At 72.6% G+C, this 20,310-nt stretch carries 17 protein-coding genes; 11 read left to right on the top strand and 6 right to left on the bottom strand.

Annotated features, from left to right (window positions below):
• The first annotated feature begins 12 nt into the window (after positions 1–12).
• Both OHA21_RS18820 and OHA21_RS18815 read left to right on the top strand, forming a co-directional pair.
• Complete coding sequence (locus OHA21_RS18820; RefSeq protein ID WP_328475363.1) at positions 13–1,839, top strand: S8 family serine peptidase; 1,827 nt, start codon at positions 13–15, stop codon at positions 1,837–1,839.
• 89 nt (positions 1,840–1,928) lie between these two features.
• Positions 1,929–2,405: a Crp/Fnr family transcriptional regulator gene (locus OHA21_RS18815; protein ID WP_328475362.1), complete on the top strand. Its 477-nt coding sequence runs from the start codon at positions 1,929–1,931 to the stop codon at positions 2,403–2,405.
• Between the two features lie 3 nt (positions 2,406–2,408).
• On the opposite strand, the gene OHA21_RS18810 is transcribed toward OHA21_RS18815, so the two are convergent.
• A complete protein-coding gene (locus tag OHA21_RS18810; protein ID WP_328475361.1) occupies positions 2,409–2,987 on the bottom strand; it encodes a TetR/AcrR family transcriptional regulator in 579 nt (192 codons plus the stop codon).
• A 106-nt stretch (positions 2,988–3,093) separates the two neighbouring features.
• On the opposite strand from OHA21_RS18810, the gene OHA21_RS18805 reads away from it, so the two are divergent.
• The 4 genes from OHA21_RS18805 (at position 3,094) to OHA21_RS18790 (ending at position 9,031) form a co-directional block, all read left to right on the top strand.
• On the top strand, positions 3,094–4,737 hold the full coding sequence (locus OHA21_RS18805; RefSeq protein WP_328475360.1) for an FAD-dependent oxidoreductase: 1,644 nt from the start codon (positions 3,094–3,096) through the stop codon (positions 4,735–4,737).
• Positions 4,738–4,772: 35 nt separating this feature from the next.
• Positions 4,773–7,079, top strand: a complete 2,307-nt coding sequence (locus tag OHA21_RS18800; RefSeq protein ID WP_328475359.1) for a TPM domain-containing protein — start codon at positions 4,773–4,775, stop codon at positions 7,077–7,079.
• A 114-nt stretch (positions 7,080–7,193) separates the two neighbouring features.
• Positions 7,194–8,156 (top strand): SDR family NAD(P)-dependent oxidoreductase, encoded by a 963-nt coding sequence (locus OHA21_RS18795; protein ID WP_328475358.1) that lies wholly within the window; start codon positions 7,194–7,196, stop codon positions 8,154–8,156.
• 89 nt (positions 8,157–8,245) lie between these two features.
• Entirely contained in the window at positions 8,246–9,031 is a 786-nt protein-coding gene (locus OHA21_RS18790) for a helix-turn-helix transcriptional regulator (RefSeq protein ID WP_328475357.1), read from the top strand.
• A 2-nt stretch (positions 9,032–9,033) separates the two neighbouring features.
• Here the strand turns inward: OHA21_RS18790 and OHA21_RS18785 are convergent, their stop codons facing one another.
• The gene (locus OHA21_RS18785) at positions 9,034–9,639 is read right to left on the bottom strand and encodes an adenylate kinase (protein WP_328475356.1); all 606 of its coding nucleotides are present in this window, start codon (positions 9,637–9,639) and stop codon (positions 9,034–9,036) included.
• Between the two features lie 108 nt (positions 9,640–9,747).
• Here OHA21_RS18785 and OHA21_RS18780 point away from each other — a divergent pair, with 108 nt between their 5' ends.
• The gene (locus OHA21_RS18780) at positions 9,748–10,989 is read left to right on the top strand and encodes a cation:proton antiporter domain-containing protein (RefSeq protein ID WP_328475355.1); all 1,242 of its coding nucleotides are present in this window, start codon (positions 9,748–9,750) and stop codon (positions 10,987–10,989) included.
• Positions 10,990–10,999: 10 nt separating this feature from the next.
• Here the strand turns inward: OHA21_RS18780 and OHA21_RS18775 are convergent, their stop codons facing one another.
• Positions 11,000–12,316 carry a lipase family protein gene (locus tag OHA21_RS18775; protein ID WP_328475354.1) on the bottom strand — a complete coding sequence of 439 codons (1,317 nt, stop codon included), beginning with the start codon at positions 12,314–12,316 and terminating at the stop codon, positions 11,000–11,002.
• A gap of 119 nt (positions 12,317–12,435) precedes the next feature.
• Between OHA21_RS18775 and OHA21_RS18770 the strand changes: the two genes are divergently transcribed.
• On the top strand, positions 12,436–14,010 hold the full coding sequence (locus OHA21_RS18770; protein WP_328475353.1) for a BCCT family transporter: 1,575 nt from the start codon (positions 12,436–12,438) through the stop codon (positions 14,008–14,010).
• Here OHA21_RS18770 and OHA21_RS18765 read toward each other — a convergent pair.
• The 3 genes from OHA21_RS18765 to OHA21_RS18755 all read right to left on the bottom strand — a co-directional run bounded on the left by OHA21_RS18765 (position 14,007) and on the right by OHA21_RS18755 (position 17,614).
• Positions 14,007–14,360, bottom strand: a complete 354-nt coding sequence (locus tag OHA21_RS18765) for an STAS domain-containing protein (RefSeq protein ID WP_328475352.1) — start codon at positions 14,358–14,360, stop codon at positions 14,007–14,009. The two genes, OHA21_RS18770 and OHA21_RS18765, sit on opposite strands and share 4 nt — an antisense overlap.
• Positions 14,357–15,181 carry an ATP-binding protein gene (locus OHA21_RS18760; RefSeq protein WP_328475351.1) on the bottom strand — a complete coding sequence of 275 codons (825 nt, stop codon included), beginning with the start codon at positions 15,179–15,181 and terminating at the stop codon, positions 14,357–14,359. Before OHA21_RS18760 ends, OHA21_RS18765 begins: the two co-directional genes overlap by 4 nt.
• 126 nt (positions 15,182–15,307) lie before the next feature.
• Positions 15,308–17,614 carry a PAS domain-containing hybrid sensor histidine kinase/response regulator gene (locus tag OHA21_RS18755; RefSeq protein WP_328475350.1) on the bottom strand — a complete coding sequence of 769 codons (2,307 nt, stop codon included), beginning with the start codon at positions 17,612–17,614 and terminating at the stop codon, positions 15,308–15,310.
• 129 nt (positions 17,615–17,743) lie between these two features.
• Between OHA21_RS18755 and OHA21_RS18750 the strand changes: the two genes are divergently transcribed.
• The 3 genes from OHA21_RS18750 (at position 17,744) to OHA21_RS18740 (ending at position 20,299) form a co-directional block, all read left to right on the top strand.
• Entirely contained in the window at positions 17,744–18,595 is an 852-nt protein-coding gene (locus OHA21_RS18750; RefSeq protein ID WP_328475349.1) for an SDR family oxidoreductase, read from the top strand.
• 89 nt (positions 18,596–18,684) lie between these two features.
• Complete coding sequence (locus tag OHA21_RS18745) at positions 18,685–19,569, top strand: ABC transporter ATP-binding protein (protein ID WP_328475348.1); 885 nt, start codon at positions 18,685–18,687, stop codon at positions 19,567–19,569.
• A 1-nt stretch (position 19,570) separates the two neighbouring features.
• Positions 19,571–20,299 carry an ABC transporter permease gene (locus tag OHA21_RS18740; RefSeq protein WP_328475347.1) on the top strand — a complete coding sequence of 243 codons (729 nt, stop codon included), beginning with the start codon at positions 19,571–19,573 and terminating at the stop codon, positions 20,297–20,299.
• Positions 20,300–20,310 lie beyond the last annotated feature (11 nt).

Below are 20,310 nucleotides of genomic sequence, written 5' to 3'. Positions count from 1 at the left end.
GGAACGTTCTTGATGAAGGCTCAGATCCGTAAGTACGCCGTCGGCGCTGTCGCTGTCGGTGCGTTCGCCGCTGTCGGCGCTTTCGCTCTGCCGACCGGCACGGTGGGCTGGGAGCCTGTCACCTACGGTTTGACCGCCAGCCCGGCGGAGTTGGTGCCGGCGACGGTGTCGGTGGAGAAGCCGGCGCGGATCGTGACGACCACGGTCGGCAAGGACGGCCGTCCGGTGATCACGGTGCGTGAGGCCACCGACCGGGATACCGCGGCCGAGATGGTCGCGGAGGGGCAGGGCGCCGAGGACGCGGTCAGTGTCGAGGTGGACGCCCCGATGTACACGATGGGTGTCCCGACCGGTTCGGACCCGAGCCGTAGCAAGCAGTGGGATTTCGCGAAGCTGAAGATCGCGGAGGCGTGGAAGAAGTCGACCGGTGCGGGTGTCACCGTCGCGGTGATCGACACCGGCGTGGACGTCAAGCACCCGGATCTGGCCGGCAACGTGCTGCCCGGCTACGACGCGATCGCGAACAAGGCCGGCGCCAGCAGTGACGGCAACGGGCACGGCACCCACGTGGCCGGCACCATCGCCGCGGTCACCGGCAACAACGTCGGGATCTCCGCGGTCGCGCCGGACACCAAGATCCTGCCGGTCAAGGCGCTCGGCGCGAACGGCAGCGGCAACATGTCGGACGCCGCCGAAGGCATCATCTGGGCCGCCGACCACGGCGCGCAGGTGATCAACATGTCGCTCGGGTCCACCACGAAGGTCACCGCGGTGACCAACGCGATCAACTACGCCCGCAGCAAGGGTGTCACCGTGGTCGCCGCGGCCGGCAACAGCCGCAGCTCCGGCAGCCCGACCTCGTACCCGGCCGCGGACGCCGGGGTGATCGCGGTCGCCGCGACCGACAGCAACGACAAGTACGGCTCCTACTCCAACGCCGGCAGCTACGTCGACGTCGCCGCGCCGGGTAGCAGCATCATGAGCACCTATCCGACCGCGCTGGGCTCGTACAAGTCCATGAACGGCACCTCGATGGCGTCGCCGCACATCGCGGCGGTCGCCGCGCTGCTCAAGGCCGCCAACCCGGCGCTGACGCCGGACCAGATCGAGGCCGCGATGGAGCAGACCGCGGTCGACCTGGGCACCAAGGGCTTCGACAAGGACTACGGCAACGGTCGCGTCGACCCGGTCGCCGCCCTGGCCAAGGTCGCCCCGGCCCCGACCACCGCCCCGACCACGGCACCCACCACCGCACCGACCACGGCACCGACCACCGCCCCGACCACCGCTCCGGTGACCAAGGCGCCGACGACCGCGCCGACCACGAGCGCCCCGACCACCGCGCCGACCACCAAGGCACCGACCACCAAGGCACCGACCACCGCGCCGACCACCAGCGCTCCGGTGACCAAGGCGCCGACCACCGCGCCCACCACGAGCGCGCCCAGCAACACCGTGACCAGCTACGAGGCGCAGGTCATCACCCTGACCAACGCGCAGCGCACCGCCAAGGGCTGCGCCGCGCTGCGCACCGACGACCGGCTGACCACGGCGGCCCGCGCGCACAGCGCCGACATGGCGGCGCAGGGCTTCTTCAGCCACACCGGCTCCGACGGCAGCAACTTCGTCACCCGGGTGTCCCGGACCGGCTACACGGGTGCGTCCGCCGAGAACATCGCTTACGGCTACCGCACCCCGCAGGACGTCGTGACCGGCTGGATGAACAGTTCCGGGCACCGCACCAACATCCTCAACTGCAACAGCGTCGCCATCGGTGTCGGCCTGGTGATCAAGGCGGACGGCACGACGTACTGGACCCAGGACTTCGGCCGCTCCTGATCGCAACGGTGACCCGCGGGACGACAGTCCTGCGGGTCACCGCCGTACGACCCTTGTCCAGCGCCGCCCGGCGGCGCTGGACTACCGGCATGTCCATCACCGTCGAGACACTCGCCGCGCAGCCGTTCCTCGCCGGACTGACCGAGCATCAGCTGAGTCTGCTGGCGCCCCTCACCGGCCGGTCGATGTTCCACGCCGGGAACCGGATCTTCCGGGAGGGCACTCCCGCCGAGCAGTTCTGGCTGCTCACCGACGGCCGGGTGTTCCTCGACAGCGAGGTCCGCGGCCACGACAACTTCGTGCTGGAGACCCTGCGGTCGCCGGCGGTGCTGGGCTGCTCGTGGCTGTTCCCGCCGTACCGGTGGCAGTTCGGCGCGGTCGCGGTGAGCACCGCGCAGGCGCTGACGTTCCACGGCCCGCTGGTCCGGGCCCTGTTCCAGAGCGACCCGGCGCTCGGTCACGAGCTCACCACCCGCTTCCTGCAGGTCATGGCCGGGCGCCTGAACGCGGCCCGGCGCCGGCTGGGGGACTGCCAGCGGGCCAGCGGCCATCGCTTCGACGAGTGAGCGTCACCGTCCCAGCACGGTCCGCGCGATGCGGGCGCAGTCGAGGTCGCTCGGCGGGCTTTCGTGGGTCGGCTCCCACATGACGACACCGTGGAAGGCCAGATAGGCGATCATCCGTACGTCGGTGGCCGCACTCATCTCGCCCCTGGCCACCGCCCGCTCGAGCGCCCGGTGGAACGGCGCCATGGCCCGGTCGATGGTGGTCCGCATCAGGTCGTGTAGTTCGCCGCCGCTGGCGACCACGGCCTCGGTGAGCGCGAGACCCTCGGGCAGGGCGGTGTTGTCCCTGATCATCAGCAGCAGGGCGAGCAGGTCCTGCTGGACCGACCCGGTGTCCGGATCGGTGTCGTAGCGCTCGAGAACCGGCTCCACCATCGCGGCGAGCAGCGCCGCCTTCGACGGCCAGCGTCGGTAGATGGTCGTGCGGTTGACGCCGGCCGCCTTGGCGACCCCGTCGATGGTGAGGCCGGCGAAACCGGCGCGGGCCAGCTCCGCCAGGGTGGCCGCCCGGACCTTCTCGACCACCTGAGCGCCGCGCGGTCCGTGTCGCAGACCGCGGGTACGCCGCGTCGAGTCCGTCATCGACCCCGACCCTAGCCCATCTACTAAGGCGACAAGCCGTTGCCTTTTGCGGGGTGCCGTCCTACTGTCGATCATCCGGTCGTCACCCGTCGAAGGTGGTTGTGACATGGGCGAGCAAAGCTTTGACTTCGTGGTCGTCGGCTCGGGAACGGGGATGCTCGCGGCGCTGACCGCAGCCGAAGCCGGCCTGTCCGTCCTGATCGTCGAGAAGTCCCGCTACTTCGGCGGCTCCACCGCGCTGTCCGGTGGCGGCTTCTGGATCCCGAACAACGCCCTGCTGCAGCAGGCGGGCGTGACCGACAGCCCGGAGCGCGTCCGCGAATATCTGCGCAACGTCACCGCCGGCGAGTCACCGGAGTCCCGCTGGGAGACCCACGTCCTGCACGGCCCGGCCGCCGTCGAGGTGATGCGCCGCCGGACGCCGTTGAAGTACCAGTGGATGACCGGCTACGCCGACTACTTCCCGGAGCTGCCCGGCGGGTCAGCAGTGGGCCGCGCGATCGAACCGAAGCCGTTCGACGTACGCCGCCTCGGTGCCGACCGTGCCCGGCTGCGGCCGCCGGCGCTCTCGGCGCCGTTCCCCATGCCGGTCTCCGGCCGCACCTACAAGTGGCTCAACCTGGTCGCGCGGCATCCGCGCGGCATCGTGACCGGCGCCAAGCTGCTCGGACTCGGGGTCGGCGGCCTGGCGATCCGCCGCGAATATCAGGCCGGCGGCGCCGCCCTGGCGGCCGGGCTCTTCGCCGGGGTGCGCAAGTCGGGCATCCCGGTCTGGTTCGAGACGCCGCTGACCGACCTGCTGATCGAGGACGGCAAGGTCACCGGAGTCGTGGTCCAGAAAGACGGAAAGAGCGTCACGGTACGCGCGGAGCGTGGCGTCCTGCTCTCGGCCGGCGGCTTCGATCGCAACCGGGCGCTGCGCCACGAGCACCAGTCCGACCAGCTCGACACCGACTGGTGCCTGGGCAACCCGGAGAACACCGGCGACGCCATCGAGATCGCCAAGGCGGCCGGCGCCGACCTGGCGTTCATGAACGAGGCGTGGTGGTTCCCGGCGCTCCCGATTCCCGGCCCGATGCCCGGCCCGCTGCTGGCCGAACGCTCGCTGCCCGGCCAGATCATCGTCGACCAGCAGGGCCGGCGGTTCATGAACGAGGCCGTCAACTACATGACCGCCGGGCAGATCCTGATCAAGGAGCAGCTGCCGGTGTGGATGGTCTTCGACCAGCGCTACCGCAACCGTTACGTGTTCGGCGGCGGCGTCTTCCCGCGCCAGCAGCTGCCGAAGGCCTGGTACGAGGCCGGCGTTGCGGTCAAGGCCGGCACGGTGGCCGAACTGGCCGGCAAGACCGGCCTGGCCGAGCTGCCCGCGACCCTCGAACGGTTCAATCTGCTCGCCGCCTCCGGCCGCGACGACGACTTCCACCGTGGTGACAGCGCCTACGACCGCTACTACGGCGACCCGAGCATCACCCCGAACCCGTGCCTCGGACCGATCGACGAAGGCCCGTTCTACGCCATCAAGGTCGTTCCCGGCGACCTCGGCACCTGCGGCGGCGTCCGCGCGGACGCGCTCGGCCGGGCGCTGCGCCCCGACGGCACCGTGATCGAGGGCCTCTATGCCACCGGCAACGCCGCGGGCAACGCCTTCGGCCGCGTCTACCCCGGCCCGGGCGCCACCATCGGCCAAGGTCTGAGCTTCGGCTACGCGGCGGCCCAGCACGCGGCGGGCAAGCTGGCGCCGGCCTGAGGTTGGCGCCGTGACGCGCCGGGTAAACCGGTGCGGTGCACGCCGTTACGGATGTCGTGAAGAGCGGGCGGACCCTGGCCGCCCTGGTGATTCTCCTGCTCGCCGGCCTGCTCGCGGCGCCGGGCGCCGCGTACGCCGACGCGCCGGGCCGTCTCGCCGCCCAGGTGACCGACCCGGCCGGGGTGCTCAGCGACCGGGCCGGCATGGACGCGGCGCTGCGGCAACTGCAGCAGGAGACCGGCATCCAGCTGTTCGTGGTGTTCGTCGGCTCCTTCGACGGGCTGCCGGCGCAGCAGTGGACCGACGAGACCGCCCGGCTCAGCGACCTCGGCGACCGCGACGCGCTGCTGGCGGTCGCCACCACCGACCGGGCGTACGCCTACTCGTTCCCCGACGACTCCCGGCTCAGCGACAGCGACCTCGCCGACGTGGCCGCCGACGACATCGAACCGGCGCTGGCCCGGCAGGACTGGTCCGGCGCCGTGATCGCCGCGGCGGGCGGTTACGAGGATGCCGTCGGAGGCGGCGGGGGCGCGGGGCTCACCGGAGCGCTGTTGGTGATTGCCGCTGTGCTGATCGGGGCCCTGGTCTGGGTCTGGCTGCGCCGGCGCCGGGCCGGGGCGAAGGTGGCACAGCCGGCCGCCGTCGCCGGCCCGAGCCTGGAGGAATTGACGAACCAGGCGAACGCCCTGCTCATCGAACTGGACGACGATCTGCGGGCCAGCGAACGCGAGGGCGAGCTGGCGACCGCCCAGTACGGTGCGGCAGCGACCGAACGCTTCCAGGCCGCGCTCACGGCCGCACGCGGCAACGTCGCCGAGGCGTTCCGGCTCAGAATGACCCTCGAGGAGGTGCCGGCGCCCGACGAGCCCACCCGCCGCAGCACCCTCACCCGGATCATCGAACTGTGCTGCGACGCCGACGCCCGGCTGGACGCGGAGTCGGAGGCGTTCGACCGGCTGCGCGACCTGGAGGGCCGGGCCGCCGAGGTGGCCGCCGACCTGGACCGGCAGCGGGCCGCCGTCGAGGCGGCGCTGCCCGCCGCGGCCGCCCGCATCGAGGACATGCGCGCCACCTACAGCGGTTCGACGGTGACCGCGATCGCCGGCAACGTCGACCAGGCGCGCGAGCGTCTCGCCTTCGCGGCCACCGCCCTGGACCGGGCCCGAGCCGCGTTGTCCGGCGCCGCACAGGGCAGCGTCGACACGGCAGCGCCCCTCGCCCCGGACACCGACTCCGCGACGGCCGCCCGTGCCCAGGGCCCAGCGACCGGCGCCGAGGCCGGGCCGGGTGCAGGCGCCGGGCTGGGCGCTGAGGTCGGGCCGGGTGCAGGCGCCGGGCTGGGCGCAGGCGCCGGGCTGGGCGCAGGCGCCGGGCTGGGTGCAGGCGCCGGGCTGGGCGCTGAGGTCGGCCCGAGTGCTGGAGCCGTGCCGCCTCCTGAGGCCGCGCCGGGTGGCGGGGCCGTGCCGGATGCTGGGGGCGTGGTGACCGGCCGTGCCGAGGCGGCGCTCGCGGTGCGGGCGGCGGAGCAGGCGATCGACCAGGCCGGTCAGCTGGTGACGGCGGTCGACAAGGCCGCCAGTGAGCTGCCGGCCGCCCGGGCCGCCGCGGACGCGCTGATGTCCGAGATCGCCGCTGAGCTGTCGGCCGGCCACGCCGCCCTGGCAGGCAACACCCCGGCGCCGGCCGGGCTGGCCGCCGCGGTGGCGACCGCTGAGCAGACCCTGACCGGGGCGCGCGCCGCGCTCGGCACCTCCCGGCCGGACCCGGTGGAGATCGTCGCGCGATTGCAGGCCGCCGACGCCGCCCTGGACAGCGCCCTCGCCGCAGTGCAGGAACAGACCGAACGGGACACCCACGCCCGTACCCTGCTGGCGCAGACCCTGCCGGTGGCCCGCGCCGAGGTGGCCGCGACCGACGATTTCATCGCGACCCGCCGCGGTGCGATCGGCCAGGAGGCCCGGGTCCGCCTCTCCGAAGCGCATCGCCATCTGGCCCTGGCGGAGCAGGCGGCCACCAGCGACCCGGCCACCGCCCTGCGCGAGGCCGAACAGGCACGGCAGTTGGCCGCTGCCGCAGGGCACGCCGCGCAGGCAGATGTGCACGCTTGGACCACGACTGATCCGTACGGGCGTCGCACCGGCGGCATCGACGCGGGCTCTTTCGCCGGCGCGGTCCTCGGCGGCATCCTGGCCGGCGGCATGCGCTCCGGCGGCGGGCACGGCGGCTGGGGCGGCGGTGGCGGCAGCTGGGGTGGCGGCGGCTTCGGCGGCAGTGGCTCACGGGCCCGCCGCACCGGCGGAGGCGGAGGCGGCCGCCGAGGTGGTGGCGGCCGGTTCTGACCCCGGCGTGACGGGGAGCCGCGGTGGCGGTCGGTCCGGAACACCGCCGCGGCGAGGTGCGCACCGCCGAGACGTGACGGGAATGATCGGCGCTCGCCCGGGTAGTGCGGGAGTGTGCTGGACAAGCGGAAGACCTTTCCTGACGCCGTCGTGCTGGTCACCGGCGCGTCGAGCGGCATCGGCCGTGCCACCGCGCTGGCGTTCGCTGCCGAGGGAGCCAGACTGGTGCTGGCCGCCCGCAGCCCCGGAGCGCTCGCCGAGGTGGAGCGGGACTGCCGGGCACGCGGTGCACAGGTCCTCGTGGTGCCGACCGACATCGGCGATCCGGCAGCGGTCGAGCGGCTGGCCCACTCGGCGGTGCAGCGGTACGGGCGGATCGACGTCTGGGTCGAAGCCGCGGCCGTCGGTATCGCCGGGCCGCTCGGCTCGGAATCGGTCGACGAGATCCGCCGGCTCGTCGACACCAACGTGTTCGGCAGTGTGCTGTGCTCCCGGGCCGCGCTGACGACTTTCCGCCGGCAGGGCGACGGCACCCTCGTGCTGGTCGGATCGTTGTTGTCGGTGTTCCCGAACCCGACGATCCCGCTCTATTCGATGAGCAAGTTCGCCATCCGCGGGCTGGCCCTGAGCCTGCAGCAGGCGGTCGCCCGTCATCCCCGGATCCGGGTGAGCCTGGTGCTGCCCGGGCCGGTCGACACCCCCTTCTTCCGGCGGGCCGCCAACCACTCGGGTCGTCAACTGCGGGCCATCCCGCCCGCGTACGCCCCGGAGCGGATCGCCGCCAAAATCGTCAGCTGCGCCCGCCGGCCCCGCCGGCAGGCCACTGCGGGAGTGGTCTCGCACCTGGCGCTGGTCGCACACCGGCTGGCGCCGCGGGTCACCGAGACGGTGGTGGGCCAGTGGGGCGGGGCCCTCGTGACCAGGGCGGCCGGCGCGGCGCCCGGCCCGGGAGCGCTGTTCGACCCGCCGCCGACCGGCACGGTGCACGGCGGCTACCGGCGCGGCCGGCTGCGCCGCCGGCTCGGCGAATGGCTCGGCGCCGCCCAGGTGCGCGGGCATCGGGCGTCTCCGGGCTGAGCAGGGCCGCGGTGGCGTCGATCGGCTTCGTGATCCATGCTGGTCCCAGCGGCTGCGGCCGGTCGTGCCACCGGGGAAGGGACCTGGCGTTGGATGCTTCGCAGAGGCAGGCCGACAACATGCTGCTCGCCCGGGCGGCCCGCAACCTGTCCCGGCAGGCCGACATTCCGCTGATCTTCGGGGGTGTCGGCACGACTGACGTACCGGTGACGGTCTGTCTGGGTGCGCAGACCTCCGCGCTGAAATCCCTGGTGATCCGGCCCGACCGGGGCCTGGGCGGCAAGGCGCTGGTGCAGAAGCGGTTGCTGGCGCTGCCGCGCTACGACCGGGCGCCGGAGATCACCCACGACTACGACGAGCCGGTGCTGGGCGAGGGTGTGGTCGGCCTGGCCGTGGTGCCGTTGATGAGCGGCAGCCAGGTGCGCGGGCTGCTCTACGCCGGCACCCGGCAGCACGCGGCGCTGACCTCGGAGATCGTGTCGGCGCTGGCCGCCGAGGGGCACTCGATGTCGCTGGAGCTGTCGGTGCGCGACGAGGTCGAACGCCGGATGCGGGCCACCGAGGCGCAGCGGACGAAGGCGGTCGGCCGGCTGCGTGAGATCGCCCGGAGCACCCGGGACCCGCAGACGCGCAGTGCCCTGCACGAGGTCCTGGAGGGGTTCCGGCCGGTGCCCGACGGCGCCGAGGCCCTGACGCCGCGCCAGCGTGAGGTGCTGGAACTGGCCGAGCTGGGCCTGCGCAACGCGGAGATCGGCGCGCGGCTCGGGCTCAGTGAGCAGACCGTGAAGACCTACATGCGCGCGCTGATGACGCGGCTCGGTGCGCGCTCCCGCCTGGAGGCCGTGCACCGGTACCGCGCCATCCGACAGTCCTGAGCTCAGCAGCTGGCGGCCGGCAGCGTGGCCAGCGCCTCGTCGATGCGCCGGGCCACCGCGTGCAACTCGCCGGCGCCGTCCAGGTCGCGCAGCAGCCCGCGGTCCCGGTACGCCGCCAGCACCGGTTCGCTCTCCACCGCGTACAGGGCGAGCCGTTCCCGGACCACCTCCGCCGCGTCGTCGCTGCGGCCGCCGACCGTGGCGCGGTGTTCCAGCCGGCGCAGCAGCTCGGCCGGCTCGACGACCAGGTTGAGGACCACGACATCGGTCAGCAGCGTGTCGAGGAAGTCGACCTGCGCACGCGTACGCGGAAAGCCGTCCAGGATGATCCGGCCGTCCGGGGCGGTCCGCTCGATGTGGTCGCGGACCATCGCGTTCGTCACCTCGTCCGGCACGTAGTGGCCCGCGTCGATGTGCCGCTGGGCGGCGCGCCCGAGTTCGGTGCCGCGCGCGATGTGACTGCGGAACAGATCGCCGGTGGACAGGTGCGGCAGGCTGCGGCGCCGGGCGAGGATCGAGGCCTGGGTGCCTTTGCCGGAGCCGGGCGCGCCGGTCAGGATGATGCTCGCGGCGAGCGGGCCGGTGGTCAGGTTCGGCGAATTTCCCAACGGAGACTCCAACGCATCCGGCGACGGGAATCTGGAGTCTAGAAATGCGCCGGAAACACGAATAGCCACCAAAGTGGGTAACCGTCGCCCGGTACGGTCGACCGAGCAATGATCCTCAGCCTGGTCGTGATCGCGGCGGTGACCGGTGTGTGGGCGCTCGTCGCCGGGCGGCTGCGGCGCTGGCACGTTCAGCTTCCGCTGGTGATGGTGCTGGCCGGGATCGTGGTCGGGCTGCACCCGGGCAACACGGTCGTCGAGACGCTGAACTCGGAGGTCGCCCAGCACGCGGCCGAGGTGATCCTCGCGGTGCTGCTGTTCGTCGACGCCACGAAGATCGGCGGGGGACGGCTGCTCGGGGACGAGCCGGGTCTGGCCGTACGGATGCTGGTCCTCGCCCTGCCGTTGAGCATCGCGGTGGCGTTCCTGCTCGGCGCGGTGCTGCTGCCCGCCACGTTCGGCTGGCCGGCCCTGCTACTGATCGCCTGCATGCTCGTACCCATCGATCTGAATCCGGCCGAGTCCCTGCTGGCCGGCGGTTTCGTGCCGGCCCGGGTGCGTGGGGTGCTGAGCGTGGAGAGTGGCTACAACGACGGTTTCGTCTCCCCGGTGTTCGCGTTCGCGCTGATCCTGGCCGGGACCTCGTCGCAGGCCGACACCCCGATGGAGGCCCTGGGCACGGCGGTGCCCAGCGCGGTGACGGCGATCGTGTCGGGTCTGCTGTTCGGCGCGGCGATCGCCTCGCTGATGAACGTGACGCAGCGGGCCGGCTGGATGACCGGGCAGTCGCGGCGCATCGCCGTGGTGGTCGCGCCGCTGTTGAGCTACACGGCCACCGTCGCGGTCGGCGGGAACGGGTTCGTGGCGTCGTTCGTCTGCGGCATCACCTTCCGCTACCTGCGCGAGGTCGTTCCCCGGCGGCGGATCAAGGAAGTGCACACCACGGACGATCTGCAGCTGCTGGAGGACGTGACCGCGCTGCTCACCATCGGCATGTGGCTCTACCTGGGCAATGCCACGGTGCTGGCGGTGCGCGACGGGGTGAGCTGGCGGATCGTGTTGTTCTGCGTGGCCGTGCTGACCGTGGTCCGGTTCGTGCCGGTGCAGCTGGCGGCGATCGGCTCGGCGCTGAGCAGACGCGAGCGGCTGGCGCTGGCCGCGATCGGGCCGCGCGGCACGTCGTCGGTGGTGTTCGGGTTGCTGGCGTTCAACGATCTGCCGGCCGGTGAGCTGGCGGACACCGCGCTGACGGCCATGACGATCACGGTGGTCGGTGGTGTGCTGCTGTTCGGCGGCCTTCCGGTTGGGCTGGTTGACAGGGCTGTTTCGCGGGTCCGGAAGCAGCCCTGTTGACCAGCCGTGCTCAGCGCAGCATCGCGCAGGTGGAGAGGGCCGGCAGGCCGGCGAGCCGGAGCGTCAGCCAGTCGACGGCGGTGCCCTGGTCGGTGAGCAGCGGGCCGAAGTGGTTGATCAGCGGGCTGCCGGTGCGGGGCAGGCTGACCGGGGCGTACACGACGTCGCCGCCACGGCGGCACCAGTCGGCGGCCATCGTGCGGGCTTGGGCGTGTGGCACCAGGTTGTCGTTGACGCCGGTGGCCACCCGCACCACCCCGGCGGGCTTGCGGGTGCCGAGGAGCTGCCGATCGATGTACGCCCGCAGCCGCGGTTCCGCCTCGATGATCTGACTGACCGTCTGCCCGTTCTTTGTCCACCCCGAACTGCGCTTGCCGGCGTACCCGAAGATCGCGTCCCCGACGCACATGGTGGACAGGTCCTTGAGCGCGGCCCGGCCGGCGTCGCTGACGTACTCGTCGAGCAGCGGCTGCAGGCCGGGCTCGGATTGGGCGAACCCGTTGACCGACCAGCCGAGCGCGCCGAGCAGTTCGCTGCCGTCGATCGCCGCCGTGACCTCGTGCAGGTCAGCCGGTGGGGCGCCCGCGTAGGTGGCCTTCAGCCGCACGTCGGGGGCGTACGACGACTGCAGTTCCGCCGCCGAGGCGACCGCGCCGCCGCCCTGCGAGTAGCCGTACAGGCCGACGGCCGACCTGGCGGTGAGCGACGTGCCGGGCAGCGCCTTGGCGGCGCGGGCGGCGTCGAGCACCGCATGCCCGGAATCGACCCGGTTGACGTAGGTGTGCAGCCGGTCGGTGGCGCCGAGCCCGGGGTAGTCGGTCTGCACGACCGCGACGCCCCTGGCGAGCAGCCGGTACATGGCCAGGACCTCGTAGCCGATCGACACCGTGGTCTGGCCCTGGTCCACGCCGAGGACGAGTCCGCGTTGCAGGGCCAGCGAGGTGCTGCACTGGTCGCCCTGGCCCATCGTGCCGGGGGCGAGCACGACCAGCGGACGCGGTCCGGCGCCCCGCCAGGCGGCGGCCGGCTCCAGGTAGGCGCCGGTCACGGCGACCGGGTTGCCGGTCGAGTCGGTGGACTTGTACATGATCCGGGTCGCGCGGCCGGGCAGCGTGCCGGTGATCCCGGGCAGCGACAGCGCGAGCGGAAGCGGTTCGGTGCGGATCAGGGCGCCGTCGGCGCCGGGCAGGGTCGCGGGCGGGGTGTAGAAGGCGGGGATCGTGACGCCGCGGGACGTGACGGCGGCCTGTGCGGGCGGCGGGGCGACGGCGGCGCCGACGATGGTTGCGGTGAGCGTTGCGGCGAGGATGCGGGTGCGTACGGACATGTCCGGCCTCCGGTGACTCGGCGTCGAACGTGGTTACCGGACGGTAACTAGGCGTAATGAGACATTCCAGAGCCGCGAATTCTCAGAACCGGCCGCTGTGCAGCTGAAAGACTGCGGGGATGGACGGCTTTCGCACGGATCGCCCGCTGGTGCTGGCCGGCACCACCGGAGTGCTGGCGATCGTGGTGTGGGCCGTGCTGGCGCCCGACGCGGTCGCCCGGGCCGGTGACGCCGGGCTCAGCTGGACGATCAGCACCTTCGGCTGGTTCTTCGTGCTGGCCGCCGACGCGTTCCTGGTGCTCGCGGTGGTGCTCGCCGCCGGCCGGTTCGGGCGGATCCGGCTCGGCGCCGACGAGGACGAGCCGGAGTTCACCGCGCTGGCCTGGGTGGCGATGATGTTCAGCGCCGGAATGGGGATCGGCCTGCTGTTCTACGCCGTCGCCGAGCCGATTCAACATTTCGCGTCGCCGCCGCCGGCGTCCGGGGCGGTGCCGCAGACCGGTCACGCGGCGTCGGTCGCGATGCAGTACACCCTGTTCCACTGGACCCTGCACCCGTGGGCGATCTACGCGATCGCCGGGCTGGCGCTGGCCTACTCGACGTTTCGCAAAGGGCGCGGCACTCAGCTCTCGGCGGCGTTCCGGCCGCTGCTCGGCGCGCGTGCCGACGGCCTGCCGGGCCGGGTGGTCGACCTGCTGGCGATCTTCGCAACCGTGTTCGGGAGCGCCACGAGTCTGGGCCTGGGCGCCCTGCAGGTGGCGGCCGGCCTCGGCATCGTCGCCGGGGTCCCGGACACCCGGACCGTCGAGCTGATCATCATCGGCGGGCTGACCGCGGCGTTCTGCGCGTCGGCCTTCTCCGGTCTGCAGCGCGGCGTCAAATGGCTGTCGACGATCAACGTGTGTCTGGCCGTACTGCTGATGGTCTTCGTGTTCGTGATCGGGCCGACGGTCTACACCCTGGAGGTGCTGCCGGCGGCGGTCGGGGACTATTTGAACAATCTGCTGGTCATGTCGACGCGCACCGGAGCGTTCTCCGACCCGGACTGGATGGGCGCGTGGACGCTGTTCTACTGGGCGTGGTGGATCTCGTGGGCGCCGTTCGTGGGCACGTTCATCGCCCGGATCTCGCGGGGCCGCACCGTGCGGCAGTTCGTCGTCGGTGTGCTGCTGGTGCCCAGCGGCGCGAGCGCGGTCTGGTTCTCGATCATGGGCGGCAGCGCGTTGCGTACCCAGGCTTCCGGCTCCGCCGACCTGGTCGCGGACCTGCGTGACGGCGCCGAGTACGCGCTGTTCGGCCTCTTCGAGGCGCTGCCGCTGGCCGCGGTGACCACCACCTTGGCCATGGTGCTGGTCGGTGCCTTCTTCATCACCAGCGCCGATTCGGCGTCGCTGGTGCTCGCCTCACTGTCCTCGCGCGGCGCGCTGCGCCCGCACCGGCTGCTGGTGGTGATGTGGGGTGTGCTGATGGGCGCGGTCGCCGCGGGTCTGCTGCTCGCCGGCGGTCTGCAGGCGCTGCAGCAGGCCACCATCGTCATCGCCCTGCCGTTCGTCGTGGTGCTGCTCGCTCTCGCGGCGTCGTTGGTGAAGGAGATGGCCGGTGATCCGGCGGCCGGTGCCCGGCCGCGTCGGGCACGCCCGCACGGACTCGGTGACGCGGTCCGCACGGTACGCCCGGAGCGTGCCACCGACTAGTCGGGCTCGGTGAGCAGGTGGCCGGCCCCGACCTGCTGAAGCAACCACCGGATGTGCGGCCGCGCGTCACGCATCCCGAAGCTGGCCCTGCGGTCGGTGGCCTCCGCGGCGAGACGGCTGAGGGCCCGCACGGCGGCGGCGTCGCTGAAGGTGACCTCGGTCAGGTCCACATCGACGTGGCGTACCGTGCCGGAGGCGACGATCTTGTGTGCCTGCTCCAGCAGGGTGGGCGCGGTGAAGGCGTCGATGTCGCCGGTGAGTTGCAGGGTCAGGGTGTCGCCGTGCACGGTCGCGACGGCGTCCGGCATCACCGGATCGTTGCCGGCCGGGCCCTCGGCGTGTGTTCTCATCGCCGCACCTCGGGACGGATGGCGGCCCACACCGCCTTGCCCTCGAGCGTCGGCATCGCGCCCCAGACGGTCGCGGCCGCATGCACCGCGGCCAGGCCCAGCCCGCGTGGCGGCAGGTCCGGGCCGGGCCACGTGGCCGGCAGTTCGGGTCGTCGGGGCAGGACCGCCACGCCGTCACGCACGATCACCTGCAGAGCATCGCCGCGATGAGCGACGACCAGGGCGAGCGGAGTGCCGGCGTGGGTGATCGCGTTCGTCACGAGCTCGGAGGCCACCAGCCGGGCCCGGTCGTGCAGATTCGGCAGCTGCCAGGAGGCGCAGGCATCGGTGACGGCGGCGCGGGCCCGCGCCGCCGAGCCGGGCACCGCGTCGAGCGGCAGGTAGATGCGGTCGGGCAACGGTGTGTCGACGACGGCGGCGCGGGCCTGAGCGAGGTCGGGGAAGATCCGCAGGAACCGGTTGGCGCCGGTACGGAACAGCCGGGCGGTGAGTGCGGTGTCGGCAGCTGTGCAGAGGGTCACCAGAACTCCCGGGTTCAGCCCCGCGCACCTCCGGCGGGCCGCGAGCCAGGTGCCGACGCTGGCCGCGTGCGGATCCTGCAGGTCCTGCAGGTCGATGAAGAGGTGATGGGGGTGCTCGCTCAGGCTCTTGCGCAGCGCGGTGTGCACGTCGCGGCGCAAATCGTTGCCCCAGCGGCCGTGGACGGCCAGCGTGACCGTCGACGACTCCACGTCCAGGGTGACGCCGACGCCCTCACCGCGTTCCTGATCGAAGGGGTCGAGCAGGTGCGGCGCAGCGACGGAGGGCCGAACTGATCTCACCCATCGGAACAACCGGCTATCAGCATCAGGGTCCACAACGGCCATGCCCGCACTCGAAAGGGGTGCCGCGGAACGCGCGGCACGGTTACCTCAGCCTCGCCCTCGGGCTCCATGGTCGCAACCGTGTCACCGTGAGGGTGTCCCTGCTGTCACGATCCGTAACAGGTCGGCCGTGGTGAACGGCTTCTTCAGCAGCGGGACCGCCGAGTCGGTCGGCGCGGTGTCGAGCAGCGGTTCGGCGTAGCCGGACATGAAGATCACCCGGACACCGGGGATCAGATCGGCGACGCGGCGGGCCAGCTCACCGCCGTGCATCTTCGGCATCACGAGGTCGGTGAGCAGCACGTCGATCTGATCGCGGTGCTGCTGCGCGAGGCGCAGGGCGTCCAGGCCGTCGTGGGCGGTCAGCACCTGGTAGCCGTGGTGGGTCAGCAGCCGTGCGGTCGACTCGCGGACGCCCTCCTCGTCGTCGACCAGCAACACGACGCGCGGTGGCGGCTCCGCCGGTCCGGTGCCGGTCCGTGCCGGGCTGGACGGCGTCCGGTCGGTGGCCGGGAGCAGGACCGTCATGGTGGTTCCGGCGCCCGGCCGGGACTCGATGGCCAGACAGCCGCCGGCCTGCCCGACGATGCCGTGCACGGCGGCCAGCCCGAGTCCCGCTCCGGAGTTCTTCGCCTTGGTGGTGAAGAACGGTTCGAAGGCGCGGGCGGCGACCTCGGAGGTCATGCCGGTTCCGTCGTCGATCACCCGCAGCCGCAGGTAGCGCTGCTCCGGCTCCGGCGGCGGTTGGTAGGCCGGGTCGCCCGGTGCGGCCCGGAAGTTGTCGACGGCGATGCGGATCGGGCCGCCGTCCGGCAGCGCGTCACGGGCGTTGGCGGTCAGCGTGACCAGGATCTGTTCGAGTTGGCCGGGGTCGAGCAGGATCGGCCACAACTCGGCGGCGGTGTCCGTGGTAATCGCGTGGAGCTCCCCGGCGGCGGTCCGGAGCGCGGGCAGCAACCGTTCCAGCGCTGCGGCGGGCGCCAGCACCTGGGGCCGATTGAGGTCGCGACCGCTGAAGGTCAGCAGCTGCTGGGTCAGTGCGGCGCCGCGCTGGGCCGCCTGCTGGATCCGGGCCAGATCTTCGCCGAAGGGTCTCCAGCGCTGCGGGTCGGCGCCGGCCAGCTCGGTGACCTCCTCGTGAAGCAGGTCGGCGTAGTTGGCGATGACCGCGAGCAGGTTGTTGAAGTCGTGGGCCACGCCGCCGGCGAGCCGGCCGAGCGTCTCCAGCCGCTGGGCCCGCAGGATGGCCTGCTCGGCGCGCTGCCGCTGCACCTGCTCGATCAGGCGGACCCGCTCCCGTTCCGCCGCGACCCGGTCGGTGATGTCGCGCCCGAGAATGAGCAGGATGGACTCGCCGCCGGTGTCGAAGCGGGTGAGGATGTTCTCGGTGGACACCAGGCTGCCGTCGGCGCGGATCACGTCGGCGTACGCCACCGTCCGTTGCTCCCGCGCCGCGAACGCAGCGGCGACGGCCTGAGCGGCGCGCTCCCGCTCGCTGTCGGGAAGAAGCGGGGTGTACGGCCGGCCGAGCAACTGGCTGCGCGGATAGCCGAGCAACTGTTCGGCGCATTGGTTCACCATCACGATCCGGCCGTCCGCGTCGATGCCGGTGATGGCATCCGGCACCGCCTCCAGCAGGGCCCGCAGGCGCGACTCCGCCCGGTGCAGCTCCGACAGGTCCCGCATCGCGGCGATCATCAGTGGCTCGCCCGGCTCGTCGTGCCAGCTGAGCGTGGTCTCGCTGGGCAGCACCATGCCGTCCTTGCGCAGGATCCGGGTCGGCACGGTGTGGGTCTGCGCGCGCAGCTCCGCGTCCGCGAACAGGCGCTCCCGCAGATCGATCATGGCGGCGCGGACGTCCTCGGGGAACAGCATCCGGGCCTGCCGGCCGATCAGCTCGTCCGGGCGGTAGCCGAGCAGCTTCTCGCAGGACCGGTTCGCGAACGCGATCCGCCCGTCGCGGTGCAGGCCGACGATCGCGTCGGGTGTCGCCTGCAGCAGCGCCGCCATCCGCGCCTCGGACTTGATCTCGTCGGTCAGCTCGTGCCCGACGCTGACGACGCCGCGCACCGACCCGTCCACGCCCTCCAGTGGAGCGAACGACATCCGGACCGGGATGCGGGTCCCGTCCTTGTGCAGCCGGTCCGTGCGCAGCTGGCTGGTGGTGACACCGCGCAGCGCCGCCTGGAACATCTGCCAGTCCCGGTCGGCGACGTCGGCGGGGAACATCATCGTCACCGGCCGGCGGCGCACCTCGGCACAGCGGTAGCCGTAGATCCGCTCGGCCGCCCGGTTCCAGGCGGTGATCCGGCCCTCGGTGTCGCAGCCGACGATGGCGTCGGTGGCCGATCTCTTGTGGCTGTTCTGTTGCGCGACCACGACGATCACCATCCCCGTACCGCATGTCGCAGGTTCCATTCTCTGCCTGCCGGCGCCGCTGTCGGCCGGGTTCGACGGGAATAGACCCTTCAGGGCAAATGCCGCCGTACGGCACCGCGCGCGACCCCCTAGGATCGGATCATGCTTCTTCCCGTGGCCGTCACCGGCGTCACCGGGCAGCTCGGTGGACGTGTCGCACGGCGGCTGGCAGCCGTCGGCGTGCCGCAGCGGCTGCTCGTCCGCGACCAGGCCCGCGCCCCGCGCCTGCCGGACAGCACCAGCGTGCTCGCGCCGTACCACGACGGCGCCGCGGTGCGCGACGCCCTCGACGGCATCGAGACCGTGCTGATGGTGTCGGCCGCCGAGACACCCGACCGGGTGCAGCAGCACCTCACCTTCGTCGACGCCGCCGTGGCCGCCGGTGTCCGGCACCTGGTCTACATCTCGTTCTACGGCGCCGCGCCGGACGCGACCTTCACCCTGGCGCGCGACCACTGGGCCACCGAGCAGCACATCCGCGAGTCCGGTCTGGCCGCGACGTTCCTGCGCGACAACCTGTACGCCGACTTCCTGCCCGCCCTGGCCGGCGCCGACGGCGTGATCCGCGGCCCGGCCGCAGACGGCCGGGTCGCCGCGGTCGCCCAGGACGACATCGCCGACGCGGCGAGCATCGTGCTGCGCGATCCTGCGCCGCACGCCGGGCAGACCTACTCGCTGACCGGCCCGCAGGCGCTCACCCTCGCCGAGGTCGCGGCGTTGCTGAGCGAGGCGACCGGCCGCGAGATCAGCTATCACGCGGAGACGGTGCCGGAGGCGTACGCGTCCCGCGAGGCGTACGGCGCACCGCGCTGGCAGGTCGACGCCTGGGTCTCCACGTACACCGCCATCGCCGCCGGCGAACTGGCCGGCGTGACCACCCACGTCACCGACCTCACCGGCTGTCCCGCCACCAGCCTGGAACGCCTGCTGAGCGCGGCGGTGCGGGCCGGCTGACCCGGCCCGCCACGGCAGGACATTTGTCACCGCGCACGGCGTATCCACGGCTCTGCCGGCCGCCGCGGCACGTTCCTAACGTGATCGGCATGGGTGACATCGCTGTACGACTCACTGGCATCGCCCGCCGGTTCGGATCCGTTCGGGCCGCCGCCGGCCTCGACCTGACGATCGAGCAGGGCACCGTCGTCGCCCTGCTCGGGCCCAACGGCGCGGGCAAGACGACCGCGATCTCGATCATGCTGGGTCTGACCCCGCCGGACACCGGCGCTGTGGCGGTGTTCGGCCGGCCACCCGCCGAGGCGGTCCGGGCCGGTCGGGTCGGCGCGATGCTGCAGGATGCCGGACTGGCGCCTGCCGCCACCGTCCGGGAACTCATCGAACTGGCCCGGGCGCTGTACCCGCGTCCGCTCGCCACCGACCGGCTACTGGAAACGTCCGGGCTGACCGAACTGGCCGGCCGGCGGCTGGAGCGGCTCTCCGCCGGCGAGGCGCAACGGGCCCGGTTCGCGTTCGCGCTGGCCGGCGACCCGGACCTGCTGGTTCTCGACGAGCCGACCGCGGCCATGGACGTCGCCGCCCGCCAGGCGTTCTGGAGCGCGGTGCGCCGGTACGCGGAGACCGGGCACACCGTCCTGTTCAGCACCCACCACCTGCATGAGGCTGACGAGTTCGCCGACCGGGTCGTGGTGCTCGCCGCCGGCCGGGTGGTGGCCGACGGCTCACCGGCGCAGATCCGGGCTCTCGCCGGCGGCCGGACTGTCGCCGTCGACCTGGCCGGCACCCCCGTCGACGGGTTGGAGTCGTTGCCCGGCGTCCGGTCGGTGCGGATCCGCGGGGACCGGGTGGTGCTCACCACCGAAGACGCCGACGCCACCGTCACCGCGCTGGCCGGCCGCGGCTTCCGCGGGCTGGAGGTCACCGCCGGACTGGACACCGCCTTCCTCACCCTGACCGCCGGAACGGAGCACTGAGATGCGTGCCTACCTGCGATTCGAGTTGCGCCGCCTGGTCCGGGACCCCCGCCTCACGCTGTTCGCCGTGCTCGGCCCGGTCGCCACCTACCTGATCTTCTCGAGTTGGGCGGGCGGCGACCAGCTCGAGGGCCTGGACGCCCCGGCCGCGATCATGGTGGGGCTGGCCGGGTACGGCGCCGTGGCCGGGGTGCTGATGGTGGGGGCGTCGGTCTCCCAGGAACGTGCGGTCGGCTGGCTGCGGCAGCTGCGCGTCACCCCGCTGCCCTCCTCGCGGGTGGTCGCCGTCAAGGCGCTGCTGAGCTCGCTGTGCGCGGTCCCGCCGGTGGTGGCCGTGGGGATCGCCGGGCGCCTTCAGCACCACGTCGAGTTGAGCGCCGGCCGGTGGGTCGCCCTGGTGCTGCTGATGTGGGCCGGCACGGTCCCGTTCGCCCTGCTCGGCCTGGCCATCGGGTACGGGCTCACCCCGCAGGTCGCCCAGCCGGCGAACTTCCTGGTCTTCCTCGCCCTGGCGGTCCTCGGTGGACTGCTGGTTCCCGCGACGTACTTCCCGGAGGCGCTGCAGCACCTGGCGCACGCACTGCCCACCTACCGCTACGCCGAGCTCGGCTGGCACGCGGCCGCCGGCGAGCCGCCCGCGGCGCCCGGCCTGGGTGTGCTCGCCGTCTGGACGGTGGTCTTCGCCGCCGCGGCGGCCCGGGCCTACCGCCATTCGACCGTACGCCGCTGAGCGCCACTACC

Origin of the sequence: Actinoplanes sp. NBC_00393, assembly GCF_036053395.1 — a bacterium.
In the GTDB taxonomy this organism is placed as follows: domain Bacteria; phylum Actinomycetota; class Actinomycetes; order Mycobacteriales; family Micromonosporaceae; genus Actinoplanes.
Note: the sequence above shows the minus strand (reverse complement) of the source record. Positions and strands in the feature narration are given on the sequence as shown.